This is a genomic window from Novosphingobium sp. FG90 (assembly GCF_057808725.1).
Window position 1 is genome coordinate 129,353 of sequence record NZ_JBMDIO010000003.1, and the last position, 23,119, is coordinate 152,471.

The 23,119-nt window shown below is 64.6% G+C and carries 20 protein-coding genes and 1 tRNA gene; 6 read left to right on the plus strand and 15 right to left on the minus strand.

Annotated features, from left to right (window positions below; translation table 11 throughout):
- Positions 1-2 precede the first annotated feature (2 nt).
- From ACODRZ_RS03830 to ACODRZ_RS03840, 3 genes are all read left to right on the plus strand, one after another.
- Positions 3-3,422, plus strand: a complete 3,420-nt coding sequence (locus tag ACODRZ_RS03830; RefSeq protein ID WP_488969537.1) for an efflux RND transporter permease subunit — start codon at positions 3-5, stop codon at positions 3,420-3,422.
- Positions 3,423-3,504: 82 nt separating this feature from the next.
- Positions 3,505-4,713: a DUF445 domain-containing protein gene (locus ACODRZ_RS03835; protein WP_488969538.1), complete on the plus strand. Its 1,209-nt coding sequence runs from the start codon at positions 3,505-3,507 to the stop codon at positions 4,711-4,713.
- Positions 4,710-5,246, plus strand: coding sequence for a GNAT family N-acetyltransferase (locus tag ACODRZ_RS03840; protein WP_488969539.1), 537 nt, complete (start codon positions 4,710-4,712; stop codon positions 5,244-5,246). Before ACODRZ_RS03835 ends, ACODRZ_RS03840 begins: the two co-directional genes overlap by 4 nt.
- 10 nt (positions 5,247-5,256) lie before the next feature.
- Here ACODRZ_RS03840 and ACODRZ_RS03845 read toward each other — a convergent pair whose 3' ends face one another.
- The 4 genes from ACODRZ_RS03845 to sucC form a co-directional block, all read right to left on the minus strand.
- Complete coding sequence (locus ACODRZ_RS03845) at positions 5,257-6,120, minus strand: hypothetical protein (RefSeq protein ID WP_488969540.1); 864 nt, start codon at positions 6,118-6,120, stop codon at positions 5,257-5,259.
- Positions 6,121-6,297: 177 nt separating this feature from the next.
- Entirely contained in the window at positions 6,298-7,227 is a 930-nt protein-coding gene (locus tag ACODRZ_RS03850) for an electron transfer flavoprotein subunit alpha/FixB family protein (protein ID WP_488969541.1), read from the minus strand.
- Positions 7,227-7,973, minus strand: a complete 747-nt coding sequence (locus ACODRZ_RS03855) for an electron transfer flavoprotein subunit beta/FixA family protein (RefSeq protein ID WP_488969542.1) — start codon at positions 7,971-7,973, stop codon at positions 7,227-7,229. The genes ACODRZ_RS03850 and ACODRZ_RS03855 overlap by 1 nt, the downstream gene beginning before the upstream one ends.
- A 235-nt stretch (positions 7,974-8,208) precedes the next feature.
- Positions 8,209-9,408, minus strand: coding sequence for an ADP-forming succinate--CoA ligase subunit beta (gene sucC / locus ACODRZ_RS03860; RefSeq protein ID WP_488969543.1), 1,200 nt, complete (start codon positions 9,406-9,408; stop codon positions 8,209-8,211).
- Positions 9,409-9,595: 187 nt separating this feature from the next.
- Here sucC and ACODRZ_RS03865 point away from each other — a divergent pair, with 187 nt between their 5' ends.
- Positions 9,596-10,390, plus strand: coding sequence for a 3'(2'),5'-bisphosphate nucleotidase CysQ (locus tag ACODRZ_RS03865; protein WP_488969544.1), 795 nt, complete (start codon positions 9,596-9,598; stop codon positions 10,388-10,390).
- Positions 10,391-10,411: 21 nt separating this feature from the next.
- Here the strand turns inward: ACODRZ_RS03865 and ACODRZ_RS03870 are convergent, their stop codons facing one another.
- The gene (locus ACODRZ_RS03870) at positions 10,412-11,968 is read right to left on the minus strand and encodes a DUF1570 domain-containing protein (protein ID WP_488969545.1); all 1,557 of its coding nucleotides are present in this window, start codon (positions 11,966-11,968) and stop codon (positions 10,412-10,414) included.
- A gap of 148 nt (positions 11,969-12,116) precedes the next feature.
- The gene (locus tag ACODRZ_RS03875; RefSeq protein ID WP_488969546.1) at positions 12,117-12,791 is read right to left on the minus strand and encodes a YiaD family glycine zipper/OmpA-like lipoprotein; all 675 of its coding nucleotides are present in this window, start codon (positions 12,789-12,791) and stop codon (positions 12,117-12,119) included.
- A gap of 231 nt (positions 12,792-13,022) precedes the next feature.
- On the opposite strand from ACODRZ_RS03875, the gene ACODRZ_RS03880 reads away from it, so the two are divergent.
- Positions 13,023-14,354 carry a hemolysin family protein gene (locus ACODRZ_RS03880; RefSeq protein WP_488969547.1) on the plus strand — a complete coding sequence of 444 codons (1,332 nt, stop codon included), beginning with the start codon at positions 13,023-13,025 and terminating at the stop codon, positions 14,352-14,354.
- Between the two features lie 345 nt (positions 14,355-14,699).
- Here the strand turns inward: ACODRZ_RS03880 and ACODRZ_RS03885 are convergent, their stop codons facing one another.
- The 9 genes from ACODRZ_RS03885 to ACODRZ_RS03925 all read right to left on the minus strand — a co-directional run bounded on the left by ACODRZ_RS03885 (position 14,700) and on the right by ACODRZ_RS03925 (position 22,811).
- Complete coding sequence (locus ACODRZ_RS03885; RefSeq protein ID WP_488969548.1) at positions 14,700-15,116, minus strand: DUF3035 domain-containing protein; 417 nt, start codon at positions 15,114-15,116, stop codon at positions 14,700-14,702.
- A 16-nt stretch (positions 15,117-15,132) separates the two neighbouring features.
- Positions 15,133-15,651, minus strand: a complete 519-nt coding sequence (lspA, locus tag ACODRZ_RS03890; RefSeq protein WP_488969549.1) for a signal peptidase II — start codon at positions 15,649-15,651, stop codon at positions 15,133-15,135.
- Positions 15,648-18,551: an isoleucine--tRNA ligase gene (gene ileS / locus ACODRZ_RS03895; RefSeq protein WP_488969550.1), complete on the minus strand. Its 2,904-nt coding sequence runs from the start codon at positions 18,549-18,551 to the stop codon at positions 15,648-15,650. The genes lspA and ileS overlap by 4 nt, the downstream gene beginning before the upstream one ends.
- A 230-nt stretch (positions 18,552-18,781) precedes the next feature.
- Positions 18,782-19,711 carry a bifunctional riboflavin kinase/FAD synthetase gene (locus tag ACODRZ_RS03900; RefSeq protein WP_488969551.1) on the minus strand — a complete coding sequence of 310 codons (930 nt, stop codon included), beginning with the start codon at positions 19,709-19,711 and terminating at the stop codon, positions 18,782-18,784.
- Between the two features lie 11 nt (positions 19,712-19,722).
- Entirely contained in the window at positions 19,723-20,220 is a 498-nt protein-coding gene (locus tag ACODRZ_RS03905; protein ID WP_488969552.1) for a dihydrofolate reductase, read from the minus strand.
- The gene (locus tag ACODRZ_RS03910) at positions 20,220-21,278 is read right to left on the minus strand and encodes a 5-(carboxyamino)imidazole ribonucleotide synthase (protein ID WP_488969553.1); all 1,059 of its coding nucleotides are present in this window, start codon (positions 21,276-21,278) and stop codon (positions 20,220-20,222) included. Before ACODRZ_RS03910 ends, ACODRZ_RS03905 begins: the two co-directional genes overlap by 1 nt.
- A 134-nt stretch (positions 21,279-21,412) precedes the next feature.
- Positions 21,413-21,868 carry a 5-(carboxyamino)imidazole ribonucleotide mutase gene (gene purE, locus ACODRZ_RS03915; RefSeq protein WP_488969711.1) on the minus strand — a complete coding sequence of 152 codons (456 nt, stop codon included), beginning with the start codon at positions 21,866-21,868 and terminating at the stop codon, positions 21,413-21,415.
- Positions 21,869-21,894: 26 nt separating this feature from the next.
- Positions 21,895-22,581, minus strand: a complete 687-nt coding sequence (gpmA, locus tag ACODRZ_RS03920) for a 2,3-diphosphoglycerate-dependent phosphoglycerate mutase (RefSeq protein ID WP_488969554.1) — start codon at positions 22,579-22,581, stop codon at positions 21,895-21,897.
- A 47-nt stretch (positions 22,582-22,628) separates the two neighbouring features.
- The gene (locus ACODRZ_RS03925) at positions 22,629-22,811 is read right to left on the minus strand and encodes a hypothetical protein (RefSeq protein ID WP_488969555.1); all 183 of its coding nucleotides are present in this window, start codon (positions 22,809-22,811) and stop codon (positions 22,629-22,631) included.
- A 140-nt stretch (positions 22,812-22,951) separates the two neighbouring features.
- Here ACODRZ_RS03925 and ACODRZ_RS03930 point away from each other — a divergent pair.
- Positions 22,952-23,026, plus strand: a tRNA-Thr gene (locus tag ACODRZ_RS03930).
- The last annotated feature ends 93 nt before the right edge of the window (positions 23,027-23,119 follow it).

The window sequence follows — 23,119 nt, forward strand, 5'->3', positions numbered from 1 at the left end:
CCATGCGCAACATCTCGGCCTGGTCGATCCGCAACCCGATCATCCCGATCGTCTTCTTCATCGGCCTGATGATCGCCGGTATCGTCTCGTTCAACCGGATGGACGTGAACAACATGCCGGACGTCGAGTTTCCGGGCGTCCACATCGGCGTCTCGCAGCCCGGCGCCGCTCCGACCGAGATCGAGACGCAGATCACCCAGATCGTCGAAGGCTCGGTCCGTTCGATTCCCGGGGTCGAGGAAATCCAGTCGACCGCCTCGGAAGGCCGCTCGACCACGCTGGTGTTCTTCTCCGTCGGCACGAACGTCGATGTGGCGACCCAGCAGGTGAAGAACGCGGTCGATCAGGTGCGCGGCCAGTTGCCCGACGGCATCCTCGAACCGCAGGTCCAGAAGATCGAGGCGGGCGGCGGCGGCTCGCTCGCCTACTTCGCGGTGCGCGCCGACGACATGACGATCGAGCAGCTCAGCTGGTTCGTGGATGACACCATCGCCAAGACCCTGCTCGGCGTCGAGGGCATGGCCACCGTCAGCCGCGACGGCGGCGTCAACCGCGAGATTCGCGTCGTCGTCGATCCCCAGCGCATGCAGGCGCTGGGCGTCAGCGCCGAGGCGCTCAACAACGTGCTGCGTCAGGTCAACGTCGATGCGGCAGGCGGTCAGGCGGAAATCGCCGGTTCGCGCCAGTCGGTGCGCGTGCTGGGCAATGCCGAGACCGCCTACGACCTCTCGCAGAAGCGCATCAACCTCGGCAACGGTCGTTCGGTGAAACTCACCGACGTCGCCAGCGTCCATGACGGCTTCTCCGAGCAGACCGACATCGCCCGCGTCAACGGCCGCGAAGTCGTCACTTTCGGGTTCGAGCGCGCACGCGGCGCCTCCGACGTCGCCGTCTACGACGCGGCGATGGAGAAGCTGAAGGAAATCCAGAAGTCCCACCCCGACATCCACGTCACCCGCCTGTTCTCGCAGGTGGACTACACGCGCGGTCAGTACACCTCCTCGATGGAGGCGCTGGTCGAGGGCGCGGTGCTGGCGATCGTCATCGTCTTCCTGTTCCTGCGTGACTGGCGCGCGACGATGATCTCGGCGCTGGCGATCCCGCTCTCGGCGATCCCGACCTTCTGGTTCATGGACCTGCTGGGCTTCACGCTGAACTTCCTCTCGCTCCTCGCGCTCAGCCTCGTCGCGGGCGTGCTGGTCGACGACGCCATCGTCGAGATCGAGAACATCGTGCGCCACATGCGCATGGGCAAGAGCGCTTATCAGGCCTCGATCGACGCCGCCGACGAGATCGGCCTCGCGGTCGTCGCGACCACCTTCTCGATCGTCGCGGTGTTCCTGCCGGTCGGCCTGATGCCGGGCATTCCGGGCCAGTTCTTCAAGGCATTCGGCCTGACCGTCGTGGTCGCGGTACTGATGAGCCTTGCCGTCGCGCGCGTGATCACACCGATGGTCGCGGCCTACTTCCTCAAGGCGCACGGCCATGCCGAGCACGGCGGCGGCAAGGCCATGGACCTCTACATGAAGATCCTCGCCTGGACGCTCGACAGCCGCGAAGCGCACCGCCGCAAGGCCGCGCTGGTGCGTCAGCCGTTCCATCCCGCCTACGCAGTGGTCGCCACGATCGCATTCATCCTGCTGATCGCCGCCGGACTCGGCGCATCCGGACTGCTGTTCACGGCCCTGCAGACCGGAATTACCAAGATCGGCCTCAAGAGCGCCGCCTTCGTGATCGCCGCGATCCTCTCCCCGCTCGCCATTCCCGTGGCGATCTGGCTGCTGGGCAAGCTGTTCCGCTTGCTCGCCAGCGCGATGGGGGCACTCGGCCGCTGGTATCGCTATTACACCGACCGTGTGATCGCGCGCATGCACGACCACCGCTTCTACGCCTTCTGCGCCTCGGTCTATGCGCTGGTCGTCACATTCGCGCTCCTCGCCGGCCTGCCGCAGCAGTTCCAGCCGAGCACCAACAATGACACCAGCGAGGTCAAGATCGAACTGGTGCCCGGCACCACGCTCGAACAGTCCGAGTTGATCGGCGGCCGCGTCTCGCGCCTGCTTGAAAAGCAGCCCGAGGTCGAGCGCGTCCTGCAATTCGCGGGCGAAGGTTCCGGCACGCTCTACATCGCCCTCAAGCCCGCCAAGGAGCGCGAGGCGACCAGCATCGAGTTCGAGCGCCGCATGGCCCCGCAACTGCAGGACGTCGCCGACGCGCGCGTCAGCTTCGCCTCGCAGTCCGGTGGTTTCGGGTCGGGCCGCGACTTGTCGATCATGCTGTCGGGCAGCGATTCCGAACTGCTGAACAAGACCGCACAGACCCTCGTGGAGCAGATGCGCGCGATCCCCGGCGTCGTCGCCCCGCGCATCGCCGCCGACCTGCAGCGCCCCGAGTTGCTGATCGTGCCGCGCCCCGACCTTGCGGCGCAGCTTGGCGTCACTACGTCCGCGCTCAGCCAGACGATCCGCATCGCGACGCTGGGCGAGATCGACCAGAATGCCGCCAAGTTCTCGCTGAGCGACCGTCAGGTGCCGATCCGCGTGATCCTCGACCGCACCTCGCGCCGCGACTTCTCGACGATCGAAAACCTGCCGGTCTCTACCGTCAGTGGCGGCACCGTGCCCTTGAAGCGGGTGGCGGAAATCCGCTTCGGCGCAGGACCGACGCAGATCCAGCGCTACAACCAGTCTCGCCGCATCTTCGTCGGCGCCGACCTTGGCGAAGGCCAGGTCAAGGGGCCAATCATGACGCAGATCCAGAACCTGCCGATCATGAAGAACCTGCCGATGGGCGTTTCCAACGCCCCCGTCGGCGAGGACAAGTGGCAGGCGGAGATGATCACCAATTTCGTCACCGCCGTCATCTCGGGCATCTTCCTCGTCTTCGCGGTGCTGGTGCTGCTCTACAAGCGCTTCGTCTCCCCGCTGGTGAACATGGCCTCGCTGCTGCTGGCGCCGCTGGGCGGCATGCTGGCGCTGACCATCGCCGGGCAGCCGATCTCGATGCCGGTCTACATCGGTATCCTGATGCTGCTGGGGATCGTCGCCAAGAACTCCATCCTGCTGATCGACTTCGCGATTGAGGAGATGAGCAAGGGCGTCGACAAGCTCACCGCGATCATGGACGCCGGACACAAGCGCGCCCAACCGATCGTCATGACCACCGTGGCGATGACCGCGGGCATGGTGCCAACCGCACTGTCGATCTCGGGCGACGGCGCGTTCCGTGCGCCGATGGGCGTGACGGTGATCGGCGGACTCCTGCTCTCCACCCTGCTCACGCTGGTGATCGTGCCTGCAGCCTTCAGCCTCGCCGATGGTTTCGAGAAGCGGGTCGGGCCGAAGCTGCGCAAGTCGCTGCTGACCTACGACCCCGATCAGCACCACGCCGGGACGCCCACTCACGCGCACCCGGCCGAGTAAGAAAGGGGCCAGCTTGCTGCCAATCGGGCGTCGGAATGCAGGTATACCGCTGACGGGCATCGCCATCGATCGAGGCCGCCGGATGCGCCTGTTCGCGACCGGGCTGCTGCTGGCGATGGGTGTCGCCTTCGTTGTGCTCCACAAGGTTGCAGGCACGCACCCGGCATGGGGGTACGCCATCGCCTTCACCGAGGCGGCGATGGTCGGCGGCCTCGCGGACTGGTTCGCGGTAACCGCGCTGTTCCGCCGTCCACTCGGCCTGCCGATCCCGCACACGGCGATCATTCCGGAGAACAAGGACCGCATCGCCGATTCGATGGCAACGTTCCTGCGCGACAACTTCCTCACCCCGCAAGTTGTCGCGCGGCGCGTGAATGCCTTCAACTTCGCGGCGGCCGCGGGGGGATTCCTCGCCGACCCGGGGCGCGGCGGCCAGTCGCGCATCCGCGCTGGCGCCGCCAACCTGATCGCCGACGTACTCGAATCGCTCGATCCTGAGCGGCTCGGCAATCAGGTGCGGTCCGGACTCGCACGCCAGTTGGAGCGGGTCGAAGTCGCCCCCCTGCTCGGCCAGATGCTCAGCGCGATGATCGCCGACCGCCGCCACCTGCCCCTCGTCGAAGGCGCGGTGCGCTGGGTGGGCGAAGCTCTGGAAGCGAACGAGGAGATGGTGCGCGCCATGATCCGCGAGCGCGCCCACAGCCTGCTCCGCCTGACCGGCCTCGACACCCGCATCGCCAATTCAGTGCTCGACGGCCTCTACAAGCTGCTCGCCGAGATGATCGTCCAGCCCGACCATCCGCTGAAACTCAAAGTCGAGCAAATGCTGGAAAGTCTGGCCGACCGCCTCGTCAACGATCCGGAAACCCGCGAGCGCGTGGAAAACGCGAAGCGCGAACTGATCGCCAATCCCGCAGTCGGCCAGTGGTGGCAGTCGGTCTGGGAGCGTCTGCGCCGCAAGCTGATCGACGCCGCCCGCAATCCCGACGCCGCGCTGGCGGGGCAACTGACGACGATGCTCGGCGAACTGGGGGCCGCACTACAAGGCGATCCGCGCCTGCAGGCCCAGATCAACCGCTTCGCCCGCCGCACGCTGGTGGGCGTCACCGCGCGCTATGGGGAGGAGATCGTCGGCCTCGTCTCGGGCACCGTGAAGCGCTGGGACGCCCGCACGATCAGCAACCGCCTCGAAGGCGCGGTAGGCCGCGACCTGCAGTTCATTCGCATCAACGGCACATTGGTGGGCGGCTTGTTCGGGGTCTGCATCCATGCCATCGATCGGCTGCTATGACCGATGGCCCACTGCTGAAGACCGACCGTTTCGACCTGTGGCGCCCGGTAGCGGGCGATCTGCCGCAACTCTGCGCCCTGATCGATGACGAAGAAACTCGACGCTACCTCGGCCCCGCTTCGGCCGAGAAGCAGCCCCAGTTCGACCGCCTGATGCGTAATGCCGGTTCCTGGGCGCTCTTCGGCTACGGCACCTTCATGGTGCGCCCGCGCGGCATGGACGACATCATCGCGACATGCGGCGTGTTCCATTCATGGCGTGGGTTCGGCGCCGACGTGGGCATGGACGACGTCCCCGAGGCGGGCTGGATCGTGCGCCGCGACTGGTGGGGCAAAGGCGTTGCGAGCGAAACGATGGAAGCAGCGCTGCGCTGGTTCGACCATGAGCACGGTCCTAAACGCATCGCCTGCATGATCGAGAACGGCAACAGCGCATCCGAGCGGGTGGCGACGCGGCTGGGGTTCGTGCTCTATGGCACTCAGCAGTCAGAAGGACAGGAGTCCGCCAATCTGACGCTTCTTGAACGGAGATAGTTCTAAAAACCTAATCCCTGTTATAAATGGCTGCGCTTACGTAATACCACGGCACAGCCGTGCCGTTTTCATCGCGAGCGGGCTCGAAAGCGGCTGCAGATGCCCCATTGCACGCCCAGTCATTGAATCGTTGATCCGTGGTTTGAATAACCTTGCAATGGGTCACAACACCTTGTGCATCCAGCACCACCAGAAACGTGACTTTCTCGCTTTTGCTTTTGCTCGTCGTCTCAGGTGGATGACTGCCGTAAAGCGCTTTGGCAAAAGCCATGGGCGATTTCATTTTTGGTGGCTGCGACAACATCCTCAACCGGGAAGGCTCCACACCCCACCCAAGAAACATGTCATCGACGCACTTGCGCAATGCCTGGAGAGGCCGCGCCATTTTCCCGGTCTTGAGAAGCAGATTAATTCCCGGATTCAGAATTCCGATCTGCTCCACGTCCTGCTGATGATCTACAACTTGCTCCGGATTCGATGCGTGGTCCTCTATCGCCTCCGTGCCGATCCGTGCCCGGAGGATCATTGCAGGCCCATATACGGAGTTCATAGCTGAGCGGGGATCTTTGATCGTGACCGGCGGTTCGATACCATAGTCCAGTTGGACCACCTTATTCCATTCAACACGTTCGATAGCCTTGCCGGCAATCGACAGGTCCAGCCAGTCGTCCAGTGTCGGCTGGCGAATACTGAGTAATGTTTTTTGGCCGGGCGCACCGAATTGCCGAACGAGCAGGCAAGAGTTTTCCTCCTTCGTGACATTCCAGATGGAGGTCGGCTGCAATATTATCTGCTCTTCCTCAGAAAATGCGGTGGACGGAAAGGCCAAAAGAGTGGCTACGATCATTTGCGTAAATGCGTCGCCAACCTTCATCTACCTCATCCCCCATCGTAAACTGCCGAGATTGCTGACATCTGAAGTTGGCGTCTCGTCCCTTTGAAGGCTCAACCCCTTATCAGTGCCGGGCTGCTCGGCGTCATCCCATACAAATTAACCCCCAGATTTGCATCCGGGGGTTAAATGTTTGTGACGGTTGCAGAAATGAAACCGTTACAGCTTGCCGGTAAGCTCCGGCACCGCGTTGAACAGGTCCGCGACGAGGCCGACGTCGGCGACCTGGAAGATCGGGGCGTCCTCGTCCTTGTTTATGGCGATGATGGTCTTGGAGTCCTTCATGCCCGCAAGGTGCTGGATCGCGCCCGAGATGCCGACCGCGATGTAGACTTCCGGCGCCACGATCTTGCCGGTCTGGCCGACCTGGTAATCGTTGGGCACATAGCCTGCATCGACCGCAGCACGCGAGGCGCCGACGGCGGCGCCAAGCTTGTCGGCGAGCGGCATGATGGTGGCCTCGAAAGTCTCCGAGTCCTTCAGGGCGCGGCCGCCCGAGACGATGATCTTGGCGCTGGTCAGCTCCGGACGCTCCGACTTGGCGATTTCCGCGCCCACGAAGCTGGAGAGGCCCGCATCACCGGCCCCGGTCACGTCCTCGACCACGCCCGAACCGCCGGTGGCCTCGGCCTTGGCGAAGGCGGTGCCGCGCACGGTGATGACGAGCTTCGGATCGCTCGATTCCACGGTGGCGATAGCGTTGCCCGCGTAGATCGGACGGGTGAAGGTCTTCTCGCCCTCGACCGAGAGGATGTCCGAGATCTGCGCGACGTCGAGCAGCGCGGCAACGCGCGGCGCGACGTTCTTGCCGGTGGTCGTGGCGGGCGCGACGAAAGCGTCGTGGTGGCCCATGAGGTCCACGATCAGCGGCGCGATGTTCTCCGCCAGCGCGTGCTCGTAAGCCGCGTCGTCGGCGAAGTGGACCTTGCCCACGCCCGAAATCTGCGCGGCAGCATCGGCCACGGCACGCGCACCGGAACCGGCGACGAGGAGGTGGACTTCACCCAGCTTGGCAGCAGCGGTGACGGCGGAGAGGGTGGCGTCCTTGACGGAGGCGTTGTCGTGTTCGACCCAGACGAGCGTCTTCATTATGCGACTCCCAGTTCCTTGAGCTTGGCGACGAGGCCGTCAACGTCGGCAACCTTGATGCCGGCCGAACGCACCGGCGGCTCGGAGACCTTGAGGGTCTTGAGACGCGGCGCGATGTCCACGCCGTAGTCGGCGGGCGACTTCACATCGAGCTGCTTCTTCTTAGCCTTCATGATGTTGGGCAGCGAAGCGTAGCGCGGCTCGTTGAGGCGCAGGTCGGTGGTGACGATGGCAGGAAGCTCAAGCTTCACCGTCTCGAGGCCGCCATCGACTTCGCGGGTCACGGAGACCGAGTCGCCGGCAACATCGACCTTCGAGGCGAAAGTGCCCTGCGGACGGCCGGTCAGCGCGGCGAGCATCTGGCCGGTCTGGTTCGAATCGTCGTCGATCGCCTGCTTGCCGAGGATCACGAGGCCGGGATTCTCTTCAGCCACAATGGCCTTGAGGATCTTGGCGACGGCCAGCGGTTCCACTTCGGCGTCGGTCTCGATCAGGATCGCGCGGTCAGCGCCCATGGCGAGCGCGGTACGCAGGGTTTCCTGCGCCTTCGTCGGCCCAACCGAAACGGCGATGATCTCTTCGGCCTTGCCCGCTTCCTTGAGGCGGATGGCTTCCTCGACGGCGATTTCGTCGAAGGGGTTCATGCTCATCTTGACGTTGGCAAGGTCAACGCCCGTGCCGTCGGCCTTGACCCGCGGCTTCACGTTGTAATCGATGACCCGCTTCACGGGCACGATGATCTTCATTGCGATCTGTCCTCTCACTGCTGGGACGGCAAATTTAACCGCACGATTAAATTCTGGTGCGAGCTATCGCGTTCCTCTGCCTCGACGTCAAGCCTCGCAAAAGCGCTAAGAGCTTGCGACGGGAAAAGAGAAACTTCGCGCAACGCATACATGCAGAAACGGCGGGGGTCGCGAAACCCCCGCCGTCTCAATATTCGCTATATGATCGTGCGCATGATGCGCATCACCGAAAGGGTCAGGCGACAGCCTGGACTTCGGCGACGATCTTCTTGGCGGCATCGCCCAGGTCGTTGGCGGGGACGATCGCCAGGCCCGAATTAGCCAGGATGTCCTTGCCCTGCTGGACGTTGGTGCCTTCGAGGCGGACGACGAGCGGAACCTGCAGGTTCACTTCCTTGGCCGCGGCAACGATGCCCTCGGCGATGATGTCGCACTTCATGATGCCGCCGAAGATGTTCACGAGGATGCCCTTCACAGCGGGGTCCGCGAGAATGATCTTGAACGCCGCGGTCACCTTCTCCTTGTTGGCGCCGCCGCCGACGTCGAGGAAGTTGGCCGGGAACATGCCGTTGAGCTTGATGATGTCCATCGTCGCCATTGCAAGGCCCGCGCCGTTGACCATGCAGCCGATGTCGCCGTCGAGCTTGATGTAGGCGAGGTCGTACTTCGAGGCTTCGATCTCGGCCGGGTCTTCCTCGGTCTCGTCGCGCAGGGCGAAGATGTCGGGGTGACGGGCGAGAGCGTTCGAATCGAAGCTCATCTTGGTGTCGAGGACGAGCAGTTCGCCGCCCTTGCTCTCGACCAGCGGGTTGATCTCGACCATGTCGCAGTCCATCGCGATGAACGCGGTGTAGAGCTGCTTGGCGAGCTTCTGGGCCTGCTTGTTGAGGTCACCGGTCAGCTTCAGCGCGAAAGCGACGGCGCGGCCGTGGTGGGCCTGGAAGCCTTCGGCCGGATCGATGGTGATCGTGGTGATCTTCTCGGGCGTGTTGTGGGCGACTTCCTCGATGTCCATGCCGCCTTCGGTCGACACGATCATGGCAACGCGGCCGGTCTTGCGGTCCACCAGCATCGACAGATAGTATTCCTTGTCGATGTCGACGCCGTCGGTCACGTAGAGACGGTTGACCTGCTTGCCCGCTTGACCGGTCTGGATGGTGACGAGGGTGTTGCCGAGCATTTCCTTGGCGAAAGCCTCGACTTCCTCGATCGACTTGGCAAGACGCACGCCGCCCTTGGCGTCGGCGGGGAGTTCCTTGAACTTGCCCTTGCCGCGGCCGCCGGCGTGGATCTGCGCCTTGACGACGTAGAGTGGTCCGGGAAGCTGCTTGGCAGCAGCGACTGCCTCTTCGACGGAGAGGGCGGCGATGCCGGCGGGAATGCCCACGCCGTACTTCGCGAGGAGTTCCTTGCCCTGATATTCGTGAATGTTCATCGCTCAAATCGCTTTCTGCTGGAGGTTCCCGGGGAAGGCGCCGTAGCCATATGTTCGCCTGCCGCCTAAGCACATCCGGACGGCCTTGAAAAGGCCCGACGCCTGCGCAAATGCATAGCTGCGACGAATTTGACCGCACTCATTTGATAACAGTTCGCAATAGCAATTAATTGCGGGAACTTGCCCGATGATCGACAGAATGCGACTCGAAGCCATTGTCCGGGAGGCCGGACGCATCGCCCTTGCCGGCTGGCCGGGCGATGGGCATGACCTCGAATCGTGGGAAAAGACACCGGGAAGTCCGGTCTGCAGTGCCGATCTCGCAGTCGATGCCTATCTCAAGCAGGAATTGCGCGCATTGCTGCCTGCGGCAGGATGGCTCTCGGAAGAGACCGCCGACACACAGGACCGACAGGATCATGAACTGGTGTGGCTGGTCGATCCGATCGACGGCACCCGCGATTACATCCACGGCCGCAAGGGCTGGGCGATTTCCGTCGCTCTGGTGAATACCCGCCGTCCGCTGCTAGGCTACCTCTTCGCCCCGGTGCGCAACCGCGATGAAGGCGGCGAATTCTGGTCTGCCGAAGCGGGCAAGGGCGCCTGGCTCAATGGCGTGCGGCTAAGCGCGAGCAATCGCGATGTCCTTTCCGGCTCGCGCGTTCCGGCACACAAGCTGGCGACGGAGGATTCCGACCTTACCCTCGTCGATCAGCCCAATTCGATCGCCCTGCGCATGGCGATGGTCGCATCCGACCAGGCTGACCTGCTGGCGACACTGCGCTGGGGCTACGAGTGGGACATTGCCGCCGCCGGCCTCATTGCACGCGAGGCAGGTGCCGCGGTGACCGACGCCTTCGGCCAGCCGCTCAATTACAACAAACGCGATCCCCGGGCATTCGGCGTCCTGGTCTCATCGAACGGCATCCATGCGGCAGCGGTGGAACGGCTCGCGGATCGCGCCCGGCGCTATTCAGCCTGATTCACGCAGGGCGCGAAAGGGTCAGGAAGCGTCGCCTTCGGGTTTATCCTCGCCGGAAACTTCCTCCCCCATGTCCTCCCCCTTCCAGGACGGGTCCTTCTCCATCCGGTCGATCAGATTGTGGGCAAAGGCACTCATACCGCCGCCATGCGGATTGTTGGCCACCGGCCCCAGCACGATCCGTGCCTCCGGCGAGCGCCCGAGATGCAGCAACGTCGTACCCAGCGTCATGCGCAGGCCAAGGTCGAATGGCGCCAGTTCGACGGCCCGGATCAGCCCATCGACAGCCAGTTGGGACGGTTGCTCCCCCTGCTCTACGAAACTGCGGTAGAAGTAGATCAGCGGCAGCGGGTGATCATTTTCCAACCTGTTGAGCGCAATGAACGGTGCCCTCGCGGTCTTGTATGCCGCCGCCTGCTCCCTGGCATCGCCCTTGTTGTTCTCGGCCTCGCGGAACAGCGCGTAACCCTTCTGGACATAAGCATTGACCTGCGAGGGATCGCGCCTGATCGCGGCATCGGCTGCGGCGATCGCCTCCTTGTCGTGCCCCGCATCGAACTCGCATTCCGCAAGCGCGGCAAGGACCGCCGCATCGTCGGGATACTTCGCCGCGATAGACCGCGCCTCCACCAGCAGCTTCGCCGCTTCCTCGCTCGTCACGCCCCGGCGCGAGCGGATGCGGATCGGCATGATCTCCGCCTCGCCGGGGGAAAGAGTGCGCAGTGAAACCGGGCCGATCGTCAGGATCTCCGGCTTGAGCGTCAGCGCCGTCATGCGCCGCTGACGCAGGTAATGGTCGAGGTCCTTCTCCAGCTTGTCGAAATCCCCGAACGCCTCCAGCGCCGCAGCCCTCTGGCCGCGCCCTTTGGCGAGCAGGTCCGTGTAGGTGCTGAACTGACCTTTGCGGTCGCCACCAAACGTCAGGTAGTGATAGAGCAGCCAGCTCTTGCCATAGAAGGCGTCGTAGCTGGTGTGCTTGCGCTTGTCGTACTCGGTAGGGTCGAGCAGGTCGGCCGCCTTGACGTCCTGGGCGTAGAGCAGTTCGCCCGCGCGGTGGTTGGCTGGCCTGCCGAGCCACAGGCCGCCGTCCGCCTCGAACTTGGCCGAGGCGAAGAATTCCGCGGAGCCCTCGCTCAGCCAGCGCGGCATCGCCGCCACGTTGGTCGAGATCAGGAAGTGGTGCGCATATTCGTGCAGCAGCACGATCATCGACCACGTGACCGCCCCGCTGCCGCTCTGCACCGCTGGCACGATCGCCAGCGAGCCCCCTGCCCTCGGCACGTAGAAGCCCCCGATGAACTTGTTGTCACCGCCGTGGAGTTCACGGACTTCGCGGGTGTTGCGGACCACATAGACAGTCACCCGGTTCGACGGGCTGGGCTTAGCCACCTTGGAGCCCAGCACGAAGGCCATCCCCGCGTGATACCGCTCAAGCTGCTGAGCGAAGCGGGTGATGTCCTTATCGGAATCGTTGGCGTAGATGACGAAGTGTTCGCTCGACGCTTCCATCCAGGCCGCCTGCGCGGGTATGGTCCAAAACCACGCAGCCAGCGCCGCCACTACAATCCCGAAACGCATCAAGTCCCCCCGAACCCGGTTCGCGAGCAGACTACGCCGATATTGTTGCGTTTCAAGTTATTCCATGGAAATCACGCGCTTATAAAGAAGGGGGCGGTGCACTTTCGCGCGCCGCCCCCTTCCCCGATCCCGCTTCCTGCGGAAGCTCTTACTTCGCCGCGTTGGCGTCGTCGGTCGTGACCGGCGTGATCTTGATCTCGACGCGGCGGTTGAGGGCACGGCCCTCCGGCGTGTTGTTGTCCGCGACAGGGTAATTCATGCCCATGCCCTGCGTCTGGATGCGCGAGGACGAAACGCCCCGGCTGATCAGGTAGCGCGCGACCGAATCGGCGCGGCGCTTCGACAGGTCCATGTTGTAGGCGGCCGAACCGGTGGAATCGGTATGGCCATACACGTCGACGAGGCTGTTCGGATACTGGACCATCGACTGCGCGACCTTGTCCAGCGAAGTCTGGAACGAGGGGCTGATCACGGTCGAATCGACCGCGAACGTCACGTCCGGCAGGTTCACGAGGATGCCGTCGCCCTGCTGGGTTACGTCGATGCCCGAACCGGCGGTCTGCTCCTTGAGTTCCTTGATCTGCTTGTCCATCTGGTAGCCGACGACGCCGCCCGCGACGCCGCCGATGCCCGCGCCGACGATGCGCGCGGTCTTGCCGCCGATGACGCTGCCCAGCAGGTAGCCGAGGCCCGCGCCGCCGACGCCGCCGATTGCCGTGCGCGAAACCTTGCGCTCACCGGTGTTGGGATCGGTGACGCAGGCGGAAACCGTAACCATCGCGAGAACCGCGGCGGCCGAAGTGATCAGGCGCGACTTCTTCATCTCTAGGGTGTCCCTTCCTCTTGATGTGCCCTTATAGCGGGCATCTGTGCGGTAGTGAACATGAACGGCGAATGGCTCACGGGCGCTCAACACACTCCACAACCTTGGGTTCCCGATCGCACCGCAGAATGCGGCAATCGTTGCAAAGCGTTGCCGTCAGGCATTCGGGCAGCATTCGGACAACGCGGGTTCTTCGCGAGACGCACAATCTCTGCTAGCGGTGGAAGTACTGTGACACCCTTTCCCTGGACCGACGTCCTCATCATCATCGGGCTGATTCTACTGAACGGCCTGTTCTCGATGTCCGAACTGGCCATCGTCTCCGCGCGCACGCCGCGCCTCAAGGTCTCTGCCGACAAGGGCAGCCGGGCCGCCCAGACCGCCATGGACCTGGCTGCCGATCCGGGCCGCTTCCTCTCCACCGTGCAGATCGGCATCACCCTGATCGGCATCATCGCCGGTGCCTATTCGGGCGCGAGCCTCGGCCAGCCGGTCGGTGATCGCCTCGCCATGCTGGGCGTGCCGGTGCGCTTCGCCGGGGAACTCGGCTTCGCCGTGGTCATCATCGCCACGACTTACGCCAGCGTCGTCGTCGGCGAACTGGTGCCCAAGCAGCTGGCGCTCCGCATGGCAGAGCCGGTGGCGGTCTTCATGGCCCAGCCGATGAGCTGGCTGGCGACCATCATGGGTCCGTTCGTCTGGCTGCTCGACAAATCCTCGGGCCTGATCCTGCGCCTGTTCTCGATCCGCAGCGGCGACACCGAAAGGCTCACCGCCGAGGAACTCCACATGATCTTCGCCGAGGCGACCCGCACCGGCGTGATCGAGGAGGAGGAGCGCGCGATGATGACCGGCGTCATGCGCCTTGCCGAACGACCCGTGCGCGAACTGATGACCCCGCGCAACCAGATCGACTGGATCGACGCCGACGCCGACGAGACGACCCTTCGCGCCAAGATCGCCGCCTCGCCGCATTCTCTCCTGCCGGTAGTGGCGGGCGAAGGCGCGCCGGACAACGTCGTGGGCATCCTCAAGGTCAAGGAAGTGCTCGCCGCGCTGGTCGAGGGCCGGACGGTCGAGGTCCGCGCGATGATGCGCAAGGCCGAGGTCATCCCCGACCAGCTCGACGCCATGGATGCCCTTCGCAAGCTGCAGACCGCCGAAGTATCGATGGCCGTGGTGCACGACGAATACGGGCACCTCGAGGGCGTGGTGACGCCGTCCGACGTGCTGGCGGCGCTGGCTGGCAACTTCGTATCGCACCAGGACGAGGGCGACGAGCCCATGGTGACCGAGCGCGAGGACGGATCGCTGCTGGTTTCCGGCGCGATGCCCGCCGATTCCCTTGCCGACCGCCTCGGCATGACGCTACCCGAGGACCGCGACTTCGCGACCCTGGCGGGCTTCGTCCTGCACGTTCTGCGCAAGGTCCCGCGCGAGGGCGAGCACTTCACCGATCAGGGGTGGCGCTTCGAAGTCGTCGACATGGACGGACTCAAGATCGACAAACTCCTCGTCAGCAGCATCGAGGATGAGGACGACGGCGTCACCGGCGACGGCTGACGGGGCTGCTACCCGGCTGGACGGCAATGTGAGGGCACGCGGGGCGACCCGCGTGCCCTTTTTTTCATGCGCAGGAAGAATTAGGGCCAGCATCGCAGGAAAGCCTCCGTCATGCCGATACATATCCCGTCAGCCAAAACACGCCCGTCATCCCAGCGAAGGCTGGGATCGCTGGCCGCGCAAAGCCTAACCGTCGGCAAGGCGCTCTGACGATAGCTTGCAGTAACCGGCCAGCGGTCCCAGCCTTTGCTGGGATGACGGGGTCTGCATTGGCGCCCGCGCAATGCCCCAAACAAAAAAGGCCGGACTTTCGCCCGGCCTTTTTCGAATCGTTCCCGCGAGAGATCAGCTGCCCACGGCAGTCTGCGCATCACGCCCGTCGCCTTCCGGCGCGGCGAGGATCGCGCGGGTCAGCTGGCCCTTGGCCACTGTGTAGGTCTGCGGATCCCCCACCGTCGAACGGATCGACGGCTCGGCAGTGCCGGCGAGGCTGAGCGCCGACTTCTCGATGTCGCTGCGGGCCTGCGGGCCGCCGAACAGGGCATCGAGCGTCTGCTGCTGCACCGAATCGTCGGTCGGGCGAGGCTGCCCCTGCTTCGGCGGGCTCAGCGAGAAGTCGGGCGGCACCACCAGCGGGGTCTGGCGCTGCACGGCGAACTCGTCGGGGCGAGCACGGTTGAACAGGCCGGTGCTGCCGCAAGCGGACAGCATGACCGCGCCCGTCGCGACGAGGAGGAGGGCAGCGGTTTTCTTCATGCGCATCAAATTCAACTCGCGTTTAATCTGCAATCGGGGCGGGTTGCGCCTCTGTCTCGGGCTTGTCGCGCGAAAACAGGGAACGGGCAAGGATAATCAGGACGCCGATGGTGATCGCCGCATCGGCAAGATTGAAGATCAGGAAGGGCCGCCACCCTCCGAAATGCAGGTCGGCATAGTCGATGACATAGCCGACGCCGAAGCGGTCACGGATGTTTCCGGCCGCTCCGCCCAGCACCATGCCGAGCGCCGCGATCTCCGGCAGCTTGCGCTCGCGCAGCATCCAGACAAACACGAAAGCCGCGATCGCGCCGGTCATGGCAACGAGCGCCCAGCGTCCCTCGGGCGAACCCGCGGTGAACAGGCCGAGCGAGACGCCGAAATTCTGCGTCCACGTCAGGTTGAAGAACGGCAGGACATAGACCTGCCCGATCCGGTCGAGATCGATGCCCTCGGTGATCCAGCCCTTGATGCCCTGGTCGATCGCATAGACGACCACGGCGACCAGCAGGCCGATCACCCGCTTCATCCAGGGGTTCATTCAGCCGGCTCCACGACGTCGTCGCAGCGATCGCACAGCGCGCCGTCCTCGGTCACTTCCGGGAGATGGCGCCAGCAGCGGCCGCACTTGTGGTCGGTGGAGGGGGTGACGGTCACCGCATCGCCCTGCCCGCGCGTGACTGTCCCGGTGATGAACAGCTCGGCGAGATCGGCTTGCGGCGCGCTGTCTGGCACGGTGACGACGGCGGCGAGGCTGGAGCCGATGATCTTCTCGCGGCGCAGCGGCTCAATCGCCTCGGTGACCTTTTCGCGCAGGGCGCGAAGTTCGGCCCACTTGGCGTCGTCGGCCTCGACGGCGGGAACTTCCGGCCATTCGAGCAGGTGGACGCTGTCGCCGTCAGGATAACGGCTGGCCCAGGTTTCCTCGGCGGTGAAGACGATCACCGGCGCGGCATAGCGGATCAGCGCGTGGAACAGGATGTCCAGCACCGTGCGATAGGCGCGGCGCTTCGGGTCCGTCGGCGCGTCGCAGTAGAGGCAGTCCTTGCGGATGTCGAAGAAGAACGCCGAGAGGTCCTCGTTGCAGAAATCAAGCAGCGCGCGGACGTAGGTGTTGAAGTCGAAGGCATCGACCGCTTCGCGCAGCGTGGTGTCCAGCTTGCCCAGCAGCGCCAGCACGTAGCGCTCCAGTTCGGGCATCTTGGTGACGTTGTGGACACGTTCGGTGCCGTTGAAACCATCCAGCGCACCGAGCAGATAACGCAAGGTATTCCGCAGTTTACGGTACTGGTCGGCCACGCCCTTCAGGATTTCGTCACCGATGCGGTGGTCCTCAGTGAAGTCCACCGAGAGCGCCCAGAGGCGGATGATGTCGGCCCCGTTGGTCTCCATCACCTTGAGCGGGCTGATGGTGTTGCCGAGCGACTTGGACATCTTCATGCCCTTGGAATCCATGGTGAATCCATGGGTCAGCACCGCCTTGTACGGCGCATGGCCGCGCGTGGCGCAAGCCTCCAGCAGCGAGGACTGGAACCAGCCGCGATGCTGGTCCGAGCCTTCGAGATAGAGGTCCGCCTTCGGGCCGGTATAGCCCTCGGGACGCAGAAGGTCGGGCCAACGTCCTGATTCCATGACGAAAGCATGGGTCGATCCGGAATCGAACCAGACGTCGAGAATGTCGGCGACGCGCTCGTAGTCCTCGGCATCGTAGGCGTTGCCGAGCAGGTCCTGCGCCGCCTCGTCCGACCAGCCGTCGACGCCCTTTGCAAGGATCGCGGCGCGGATACGGTCGTTGACGGCGGGGTCGACGAGGTATTCACCGGTTTTGCGGTGCACGAACAGCGTGATCGGCACGCCCCATGCGCGCTGGCGCGAGAGCACCCAGTCTGGGCGCCCCTCGACCATCGCGCCGATGCGGTTGCGGCCCTTGTCGGGGACGAAGCGGGTATCGGCGATGGCCTGCAGCGCCGCCTGACGAAGCGTCGGCGCGTCCATCAGGTTTTCCTCAGTGGGATCGAGCGCCCCGCCCTCGTTCTCCCAGCGCTTGTCGGCCGGGGTCTTGGGCGAGATATGCGTCATCGCCTGGTCCATCGGCACGAACCACTGCGGGGTGCAGCGGTAGATCACCTTGGCCTTGGAGCGCCACGAATGCGGGTAGGAATGCTTGTAGTCCGCCGAAGCCGCCAGCAGGCCGCCCGCTTCGCGCAGGTCAGAGCAGATCGGGCCGTCGGGGGCGTTGAACTTCGGATTGATGACCGAGCCCTGCCCGGCCAGCCACAGCCAGTCCTCGCGGTACTTGCCGTCGGCCTCGACCACGAACTTGGGGTTGATGCCGTTGGCCTTGCACAGATCGAAGTCGTCCTCGCCATGGTCGGGCGCCATGTGGACGAGGCCGGTGCCGCTGTCGGTGGTGACGAAATCGCCCGCCAGCAGCGGACGCGGCTCGGCGAAGAAGCCGCCGAGCGCGTGCATCGGGTGGCGGGCGATGGTGCCGGCGAGCTTAGCACCAGCGTAAGAACGATTGAGCACCCACTGGATGAGGTCTTTGCCGCTTTCCGGCATGTCTTCCTCATCAACTTCCTGCAGGCCAGTGCGGGCCAAGAAAGCGTCACGGAGATCTGCTGCAACCAGATACTTGCGATCGTCACTCGCATTTATCAGCGTGTAAGTAACCTCAGGCCCATAAGCCAAAGCCTGGTTCACCGGGATCGTCCACGGCGTCGTCGTCCAGATCACCGCGTAAACGCCGACCAGTTCGGGCACCTTGGATTCAACGATCTCGAACGCCACGTCGATCTGGGTCGAGGTGATGTCCTCGTACTCCACCTCGGCTTCGGCGAGGGCGGTCTTCTCCACCGGCGACCACATCACCGGCTTGGCGCCGCGATAGAGCATGCCGTTCTCGGCGAACTTGAGCAGTTCGCCGACGATGGTGGCCTCGGCCTGGAAGTCCATCGTCAGGTACGGGTTGTCCCAGTCGCCGTTGATGCCCAGGCGCTTGAGCTGCTCGCGCTGCACGTTCACCCAGTTCTGGGCATAGGCGCGGCATTCGGCGCGGAATTCCTCCGCCGGAACCTCGTCCTTGTTCTTCTTCTTCTTGCGGTACTCTTCCTCGACCTTCCACTCGATCGGCAGGCCGTGGCAGTCCCAGCCGGGAACGTAAGGCGCGTCCTTGCCCAGCAGGGTCTGGGTGCGCACGACCATGTCCTTGAGGATGTGGTTCAGCGCGTGGCCAATATGCATGTCGCCGTTGGCATAAGGCGGGCCGTCATGCAGCACGAACTTGTCGCGGCCGCGGCGGGCGTCGCGGGTCTTCTCGTAAATCTTTTCCGACTGCCAGCGCGCAAGAATGCCCGGCTCCTTCTGGGGGAGTCCGGCCTTCATCGGGAAATCGGTCTTCGGCAGGAAGACGGTGCTACGATAGTCGCGCTGTTCGGTCATAGTGGCACGCGCACTAGAGCAAATGCGGGATCGTTGGAAGTGCGAGGATTCGGTAAGGCTCGCCGTCCCCAGCCCGCGTCACCCTGAACTTGTTTCAGGGTCCATTGCGCCGCGAGCCCGGTGTCTGGAATGGCAAACCGCGAGTGCGGCCTTGTGAAGCGATAGTCCGGCACCAACCGCCCGATGGACCCTGAAACGAGTTCAGGGTGACGGGGTGTCTGGCCGCGTCGTCAGAGCCCCGCCAGCAGTTCGCGGGCCTTCACGCAGTCCCGGTCCATCTGCTCGATCAGCGCGTCGAGCGAATCGAACTTCGCCTCGGGCCGCAGGAAATGGTGGAACGCCACCTCGATCTCCTGCCCGTAGAGATCGCCTGCGAAGTCGAAGAAGTGCGGCTCCAGCAGTTCCTTGGGCGGGTCGAACGTCGGGCGGATGCCGATGTTCGCCGCACCGTGAACCACGCGGCCGTCGGGCATGCGCCCGGTCACCGCATAGATGCCGTAGAGCGGGCGCAGGTAGTTCGCCATGTCGAGGTTGGCGGTGGGAAAGCCGATAGTGCGGCCCAGCTTGTCGCCATGCTGCACCCGGCCCCGGATCGCAAACGGCCGCGTCAGCAGGCGTGCGGCCAGCTGGCAGTCGCCGGACTTGAGCGCTTCGCGGATGCGGCTGGACGATACGGTGCCGCCTGCGTCACTGACGGGGCCGACGGTACGGCCCTCAAGCCCATGCGCCGCGCCGACGTCGCGCAGCACTTGCGGGTTGCCGCCCTTGGCCCGGCCGAAAGTGAAGTCCTCGCCGGTAACGACGCCGACCGCGCCCATGTGGCGCACCAGCATTTCCTCGACCCACTGCACGGCGGGCATCGCCGCCATCGCCGAATCGAAGTGCAGCACCAGCATCGCATCCGCGCCTGCTGCTGCGAACAGTTCCTGCCGTTGCTCCAGCGTGGTCAGACGGAAGGGCTCGGCGTCAGGCTTGAAGTGGCGGACGGGATGCGGATCGAACGTGGCGACGATGGCCGGGCGGCCCTGCGCCTTCGCCCAGCTTATCGCCTCTCCCACGACGGCCTGATGGCCTTGGTGGAACCCGTCGAAGTTACCCAGCGCCAGCACGGCGCCGCGCAGGGATTCGGGAACGGGTTGGCGGTTGTCGAGGCGAATCATGGGTCGGAAGGCTATAGGGCGCGCGTGAGAGTCACGAAAGCATGTGCGGGGAACGCCCCCTCGGCGGGATGCTCCTCACGCAGGGTTTCGCGCCATTCAGGACCAGGCTCCGGCATCAGGGTGTCGCCATCGTAGGCGCCCGCGATCTCTGTCAGTTCGATGCGCGAGGCAAGCGGCAGGAACAGGGCGTTGATCTCCGCCCCGCCGATCACCGCCACTTCGCCGCCGTCATCGCCCGCATTGGCGAGCGCCAGCGCCTCTTCAACCGAATGCGCGACCTCGGCTCCCCCGGCGGACCAGCCGGTGTCGCGTGTCAGCACGATGTGGCGGCGGCCGGGCAGCGGTGAGGGAAAGCTCTCGAAGGTCTTCCGGCCCATCACCATCGGCTTGCCCATGGTCAGCGCCTTGAATCGCCTGAGGTCCGCCGGGAGCCGCCAGGGCAGCGTACCGTCGCGGCCGATCACGCCATTGGCGGCGCGGGCGTAGATGAGGAAGACGCTCTGCGCCATCAGTCGAGGATCAGCCGCGTGACATGGCCCATCTTGCGGCCCGGGCGCGCCGCGGCCTTGCCGTAGAGATGCAGATGGTTGGCCGGATCGGCGAGGATCGTCGGCCAGTCATGCGCCTCGTCGCCGATGAGGTTGCGCATTTCCACGCCCTTGGCGGCGAGGCCGGTGTCACCCAGCGGCAGCCCGCAGATCGCGCGGACGTGGTTCTCGAACTGGCTGGTGACCGAACCCTCGATCGTCCAGTGGCCCGAGTTGTGAACGCGCGGGGCCATCTCATTAAAGACGGGGCCGTCCTTCGTGGCGAAGAATTCCAGCGTCAGCACGCCAACATAGTCCAGCGCATCGGCAACCTTGGTGGCGAGTTCGCGGGCGGCAGGCACCTGTTCCAGCAGGTCGGCGGGCGCGGGCACGGTGCTGAGCGACAGGATGCCGCCCTCATGGACGTTGTGGGCGCTGTCGAAGAAACGCACCTCACCGTCCGCGCCGCGGCACAGGATCACCGAGAATTCAGCGAAGAACGTAACGAAGCCCTCGTAGATCAGCGGCGTGGAGGGAAGCTCCAGCGCGGCAGCGTCCTCCGGCGTCATGATGCGCCACTGGCCCTTGCCGTCGTAGCCGTCGCGGCGGGTCTTGAGGATGCCCGGCGAGCCGATCGTGGCGATGGCGGCGGCAAGATCCTCCGCACTGTCCACCGGCGCGAACGGTGCGGGCGTGCCGCCAAGGTCGGTGACGAAGCGCTTCTCGTTCAGGCGGTCCTGCGCCGTTTCGAGCGCGCGGGCATGGGCGAGCAGCGGCGTGTCGCCCAGCGCCGCGAGCGGGCCGACGGGGACGTTCTCGAACTCGTAGGTCACTACCGCGCAGTCTGCGGCGAACCGCGCCATGGCCCCGGCATCGTCCCAGGGTGCGCACGTGAACTGCGCGCAGACCTCGGCGGCGATCGAGTCCGCCTCCGGCGCGTAGACGTGGCAGCGGTAGCCAAGCTGCGCCGCCGCCATGGCGATCATCCGCCCGAGCTGGCCGCCGCCAAGGATGCCGATGGTTTCGCCGGGAGAGATCATTACGCCTTTACGCCTGCCTTGTGCCGGTGCCCTTCGACAAGCTCAGGGCGAGCGGATCTGGTGCTGAAACTTTTAAAACCCTACCTCGCTTGTGCTGAGCGTGTCGAAGCACTTCAGCAAAGCGATGGGCATCATCAAACCGGTTTTTCCGCCACGCTTGCGGTCTGCGCCGCCCGGAATTCCTTGAGTCGGCCCGCCAGCGCCTCGTCCGAGGTGGCGAGGATCGCCGCCGCAAGCAGACCTGCATTGGCCGCCCCCGCCTCACCGATGGCCAGCGTGCCGACCGGGATACCCGCAGGCATCTGCACGATCGAGAGGAGGCTGTCCTGGCCAGACAGCGCCTTGCTTTGAACGGGCACGCCCAATACCGGCAGGTGCGTCATTGAGGCGACCATGCCGGGCAGGTGGGCAGCGCCCCCCGCTCCGGCGACGATCACCTTGAAGCCCTCGGCTTCCGCACTCTTGGCGAAATCCACCAGCCGCTCAGGCGTGCGGTGCGCCGAGACGATGCGGGCATCATAGGCGACGCCCAGCTTGTCGAGCATCTCGGCGGCTTTCACCATGGTCGGCCAGTCGGACTGGCTACCCATGACGATTGCGACGGGCGCGGTCACGCTCAACGCTCCGAGAGGTAGTAGCGGTCGAGCACCTTGAGATCGTTGTCGAGCTCATAGACGATCGGCTGGCCGGTAGGGATCTCCAGCCCCGTGATCTCCTCGTCGGAAATGCCCGAAAGGTGCTTCTCCAGCGCGCGCAGCGAATTGCCGTGGGCGGCGACCAGCACGGTCGAACCGGCATGGAGATGCGGCACGATCGAACCTTCGTAATACGGCAGGACGCGGGCGATGGTGTCCTTGAGGCTCTCGGTCATCGGCACGTCGATACCAGCGTAGCGCACGTCGCCAGACAGGTCGAACTCGCTGCCCTTTTCCAGCACCGGCGGCGGGATGTCGAAGCTGCGACGCCAGATCTTGACCTGATCGTCGCCGTGCTTGGCTGCGGTTTCCGCCTTGTCGAGTCCGGTGAGGCCACCATAGTGACGCTCGTTCAGGCGCCAGTCCTTGGTTTCCGGGATCCACAGGATACCGGCTTCTTCCAGCGCCAGATGCAGCGTCTTGATCGCGCGGGTCTGCAGCGAAGTGAACGCGACGTCGGGCAGCAGGCCCTTTTCCTTCAGGAGCGCACCGGCGGCGCGGGCTTCAGCCTCGCCCTTCTCGGTGACGTCCACGTCCCACCAGCCGGTGAAACGGTTTTCGAGGTTCCACTGGCTCTGGCCGTGGCGAAGCAGGATCAGGCGAGGCAATGTAGGCTCCCTATACTGTCAGGACCGACGCGGTCTTGGCGCAGCCCCTAGCTTTCCGGGGACGATTTGGCCAGCGGCGGTTTACTGCCCTGTGATTCGCCATCCTCAACCGCCTCGCCGAGCCCGGATACGGCGCGGGCCTGCGCCTTGCGGCGGCGCAGGTTCTCGCGCAGCTTGGCGGCGAGACGCTCTTCCTTCGTGGGTTTTCGAGGCGATTGCGGCGGGTTCATGGTCCGCTGCATTGCCGCTGCGAAAAAGAAAGCACAAGAGGCGCTTGACAATCGAACGCCGCGCGGACAATAGCGCCCCCCTGTCTCGGAGGCTTCTGGCCCTGCAGACAGGTGCCCCGGTTGCGGGGCCTGGAATATGTGCTGCTGTAGCTCAGTGGTAGAGCGCGTCATTGGTAATGACGAGGTCGGGAGTTCAATCCTCCCTAGCAGCACCATTCCCCTTTCTTTCATCGAAAACAGTTCGACGTCGGGCCATCTGGTTACGGCGCGTTTTCGCGTGCTTGCCGCAATGCGGCAACTGTCATCGA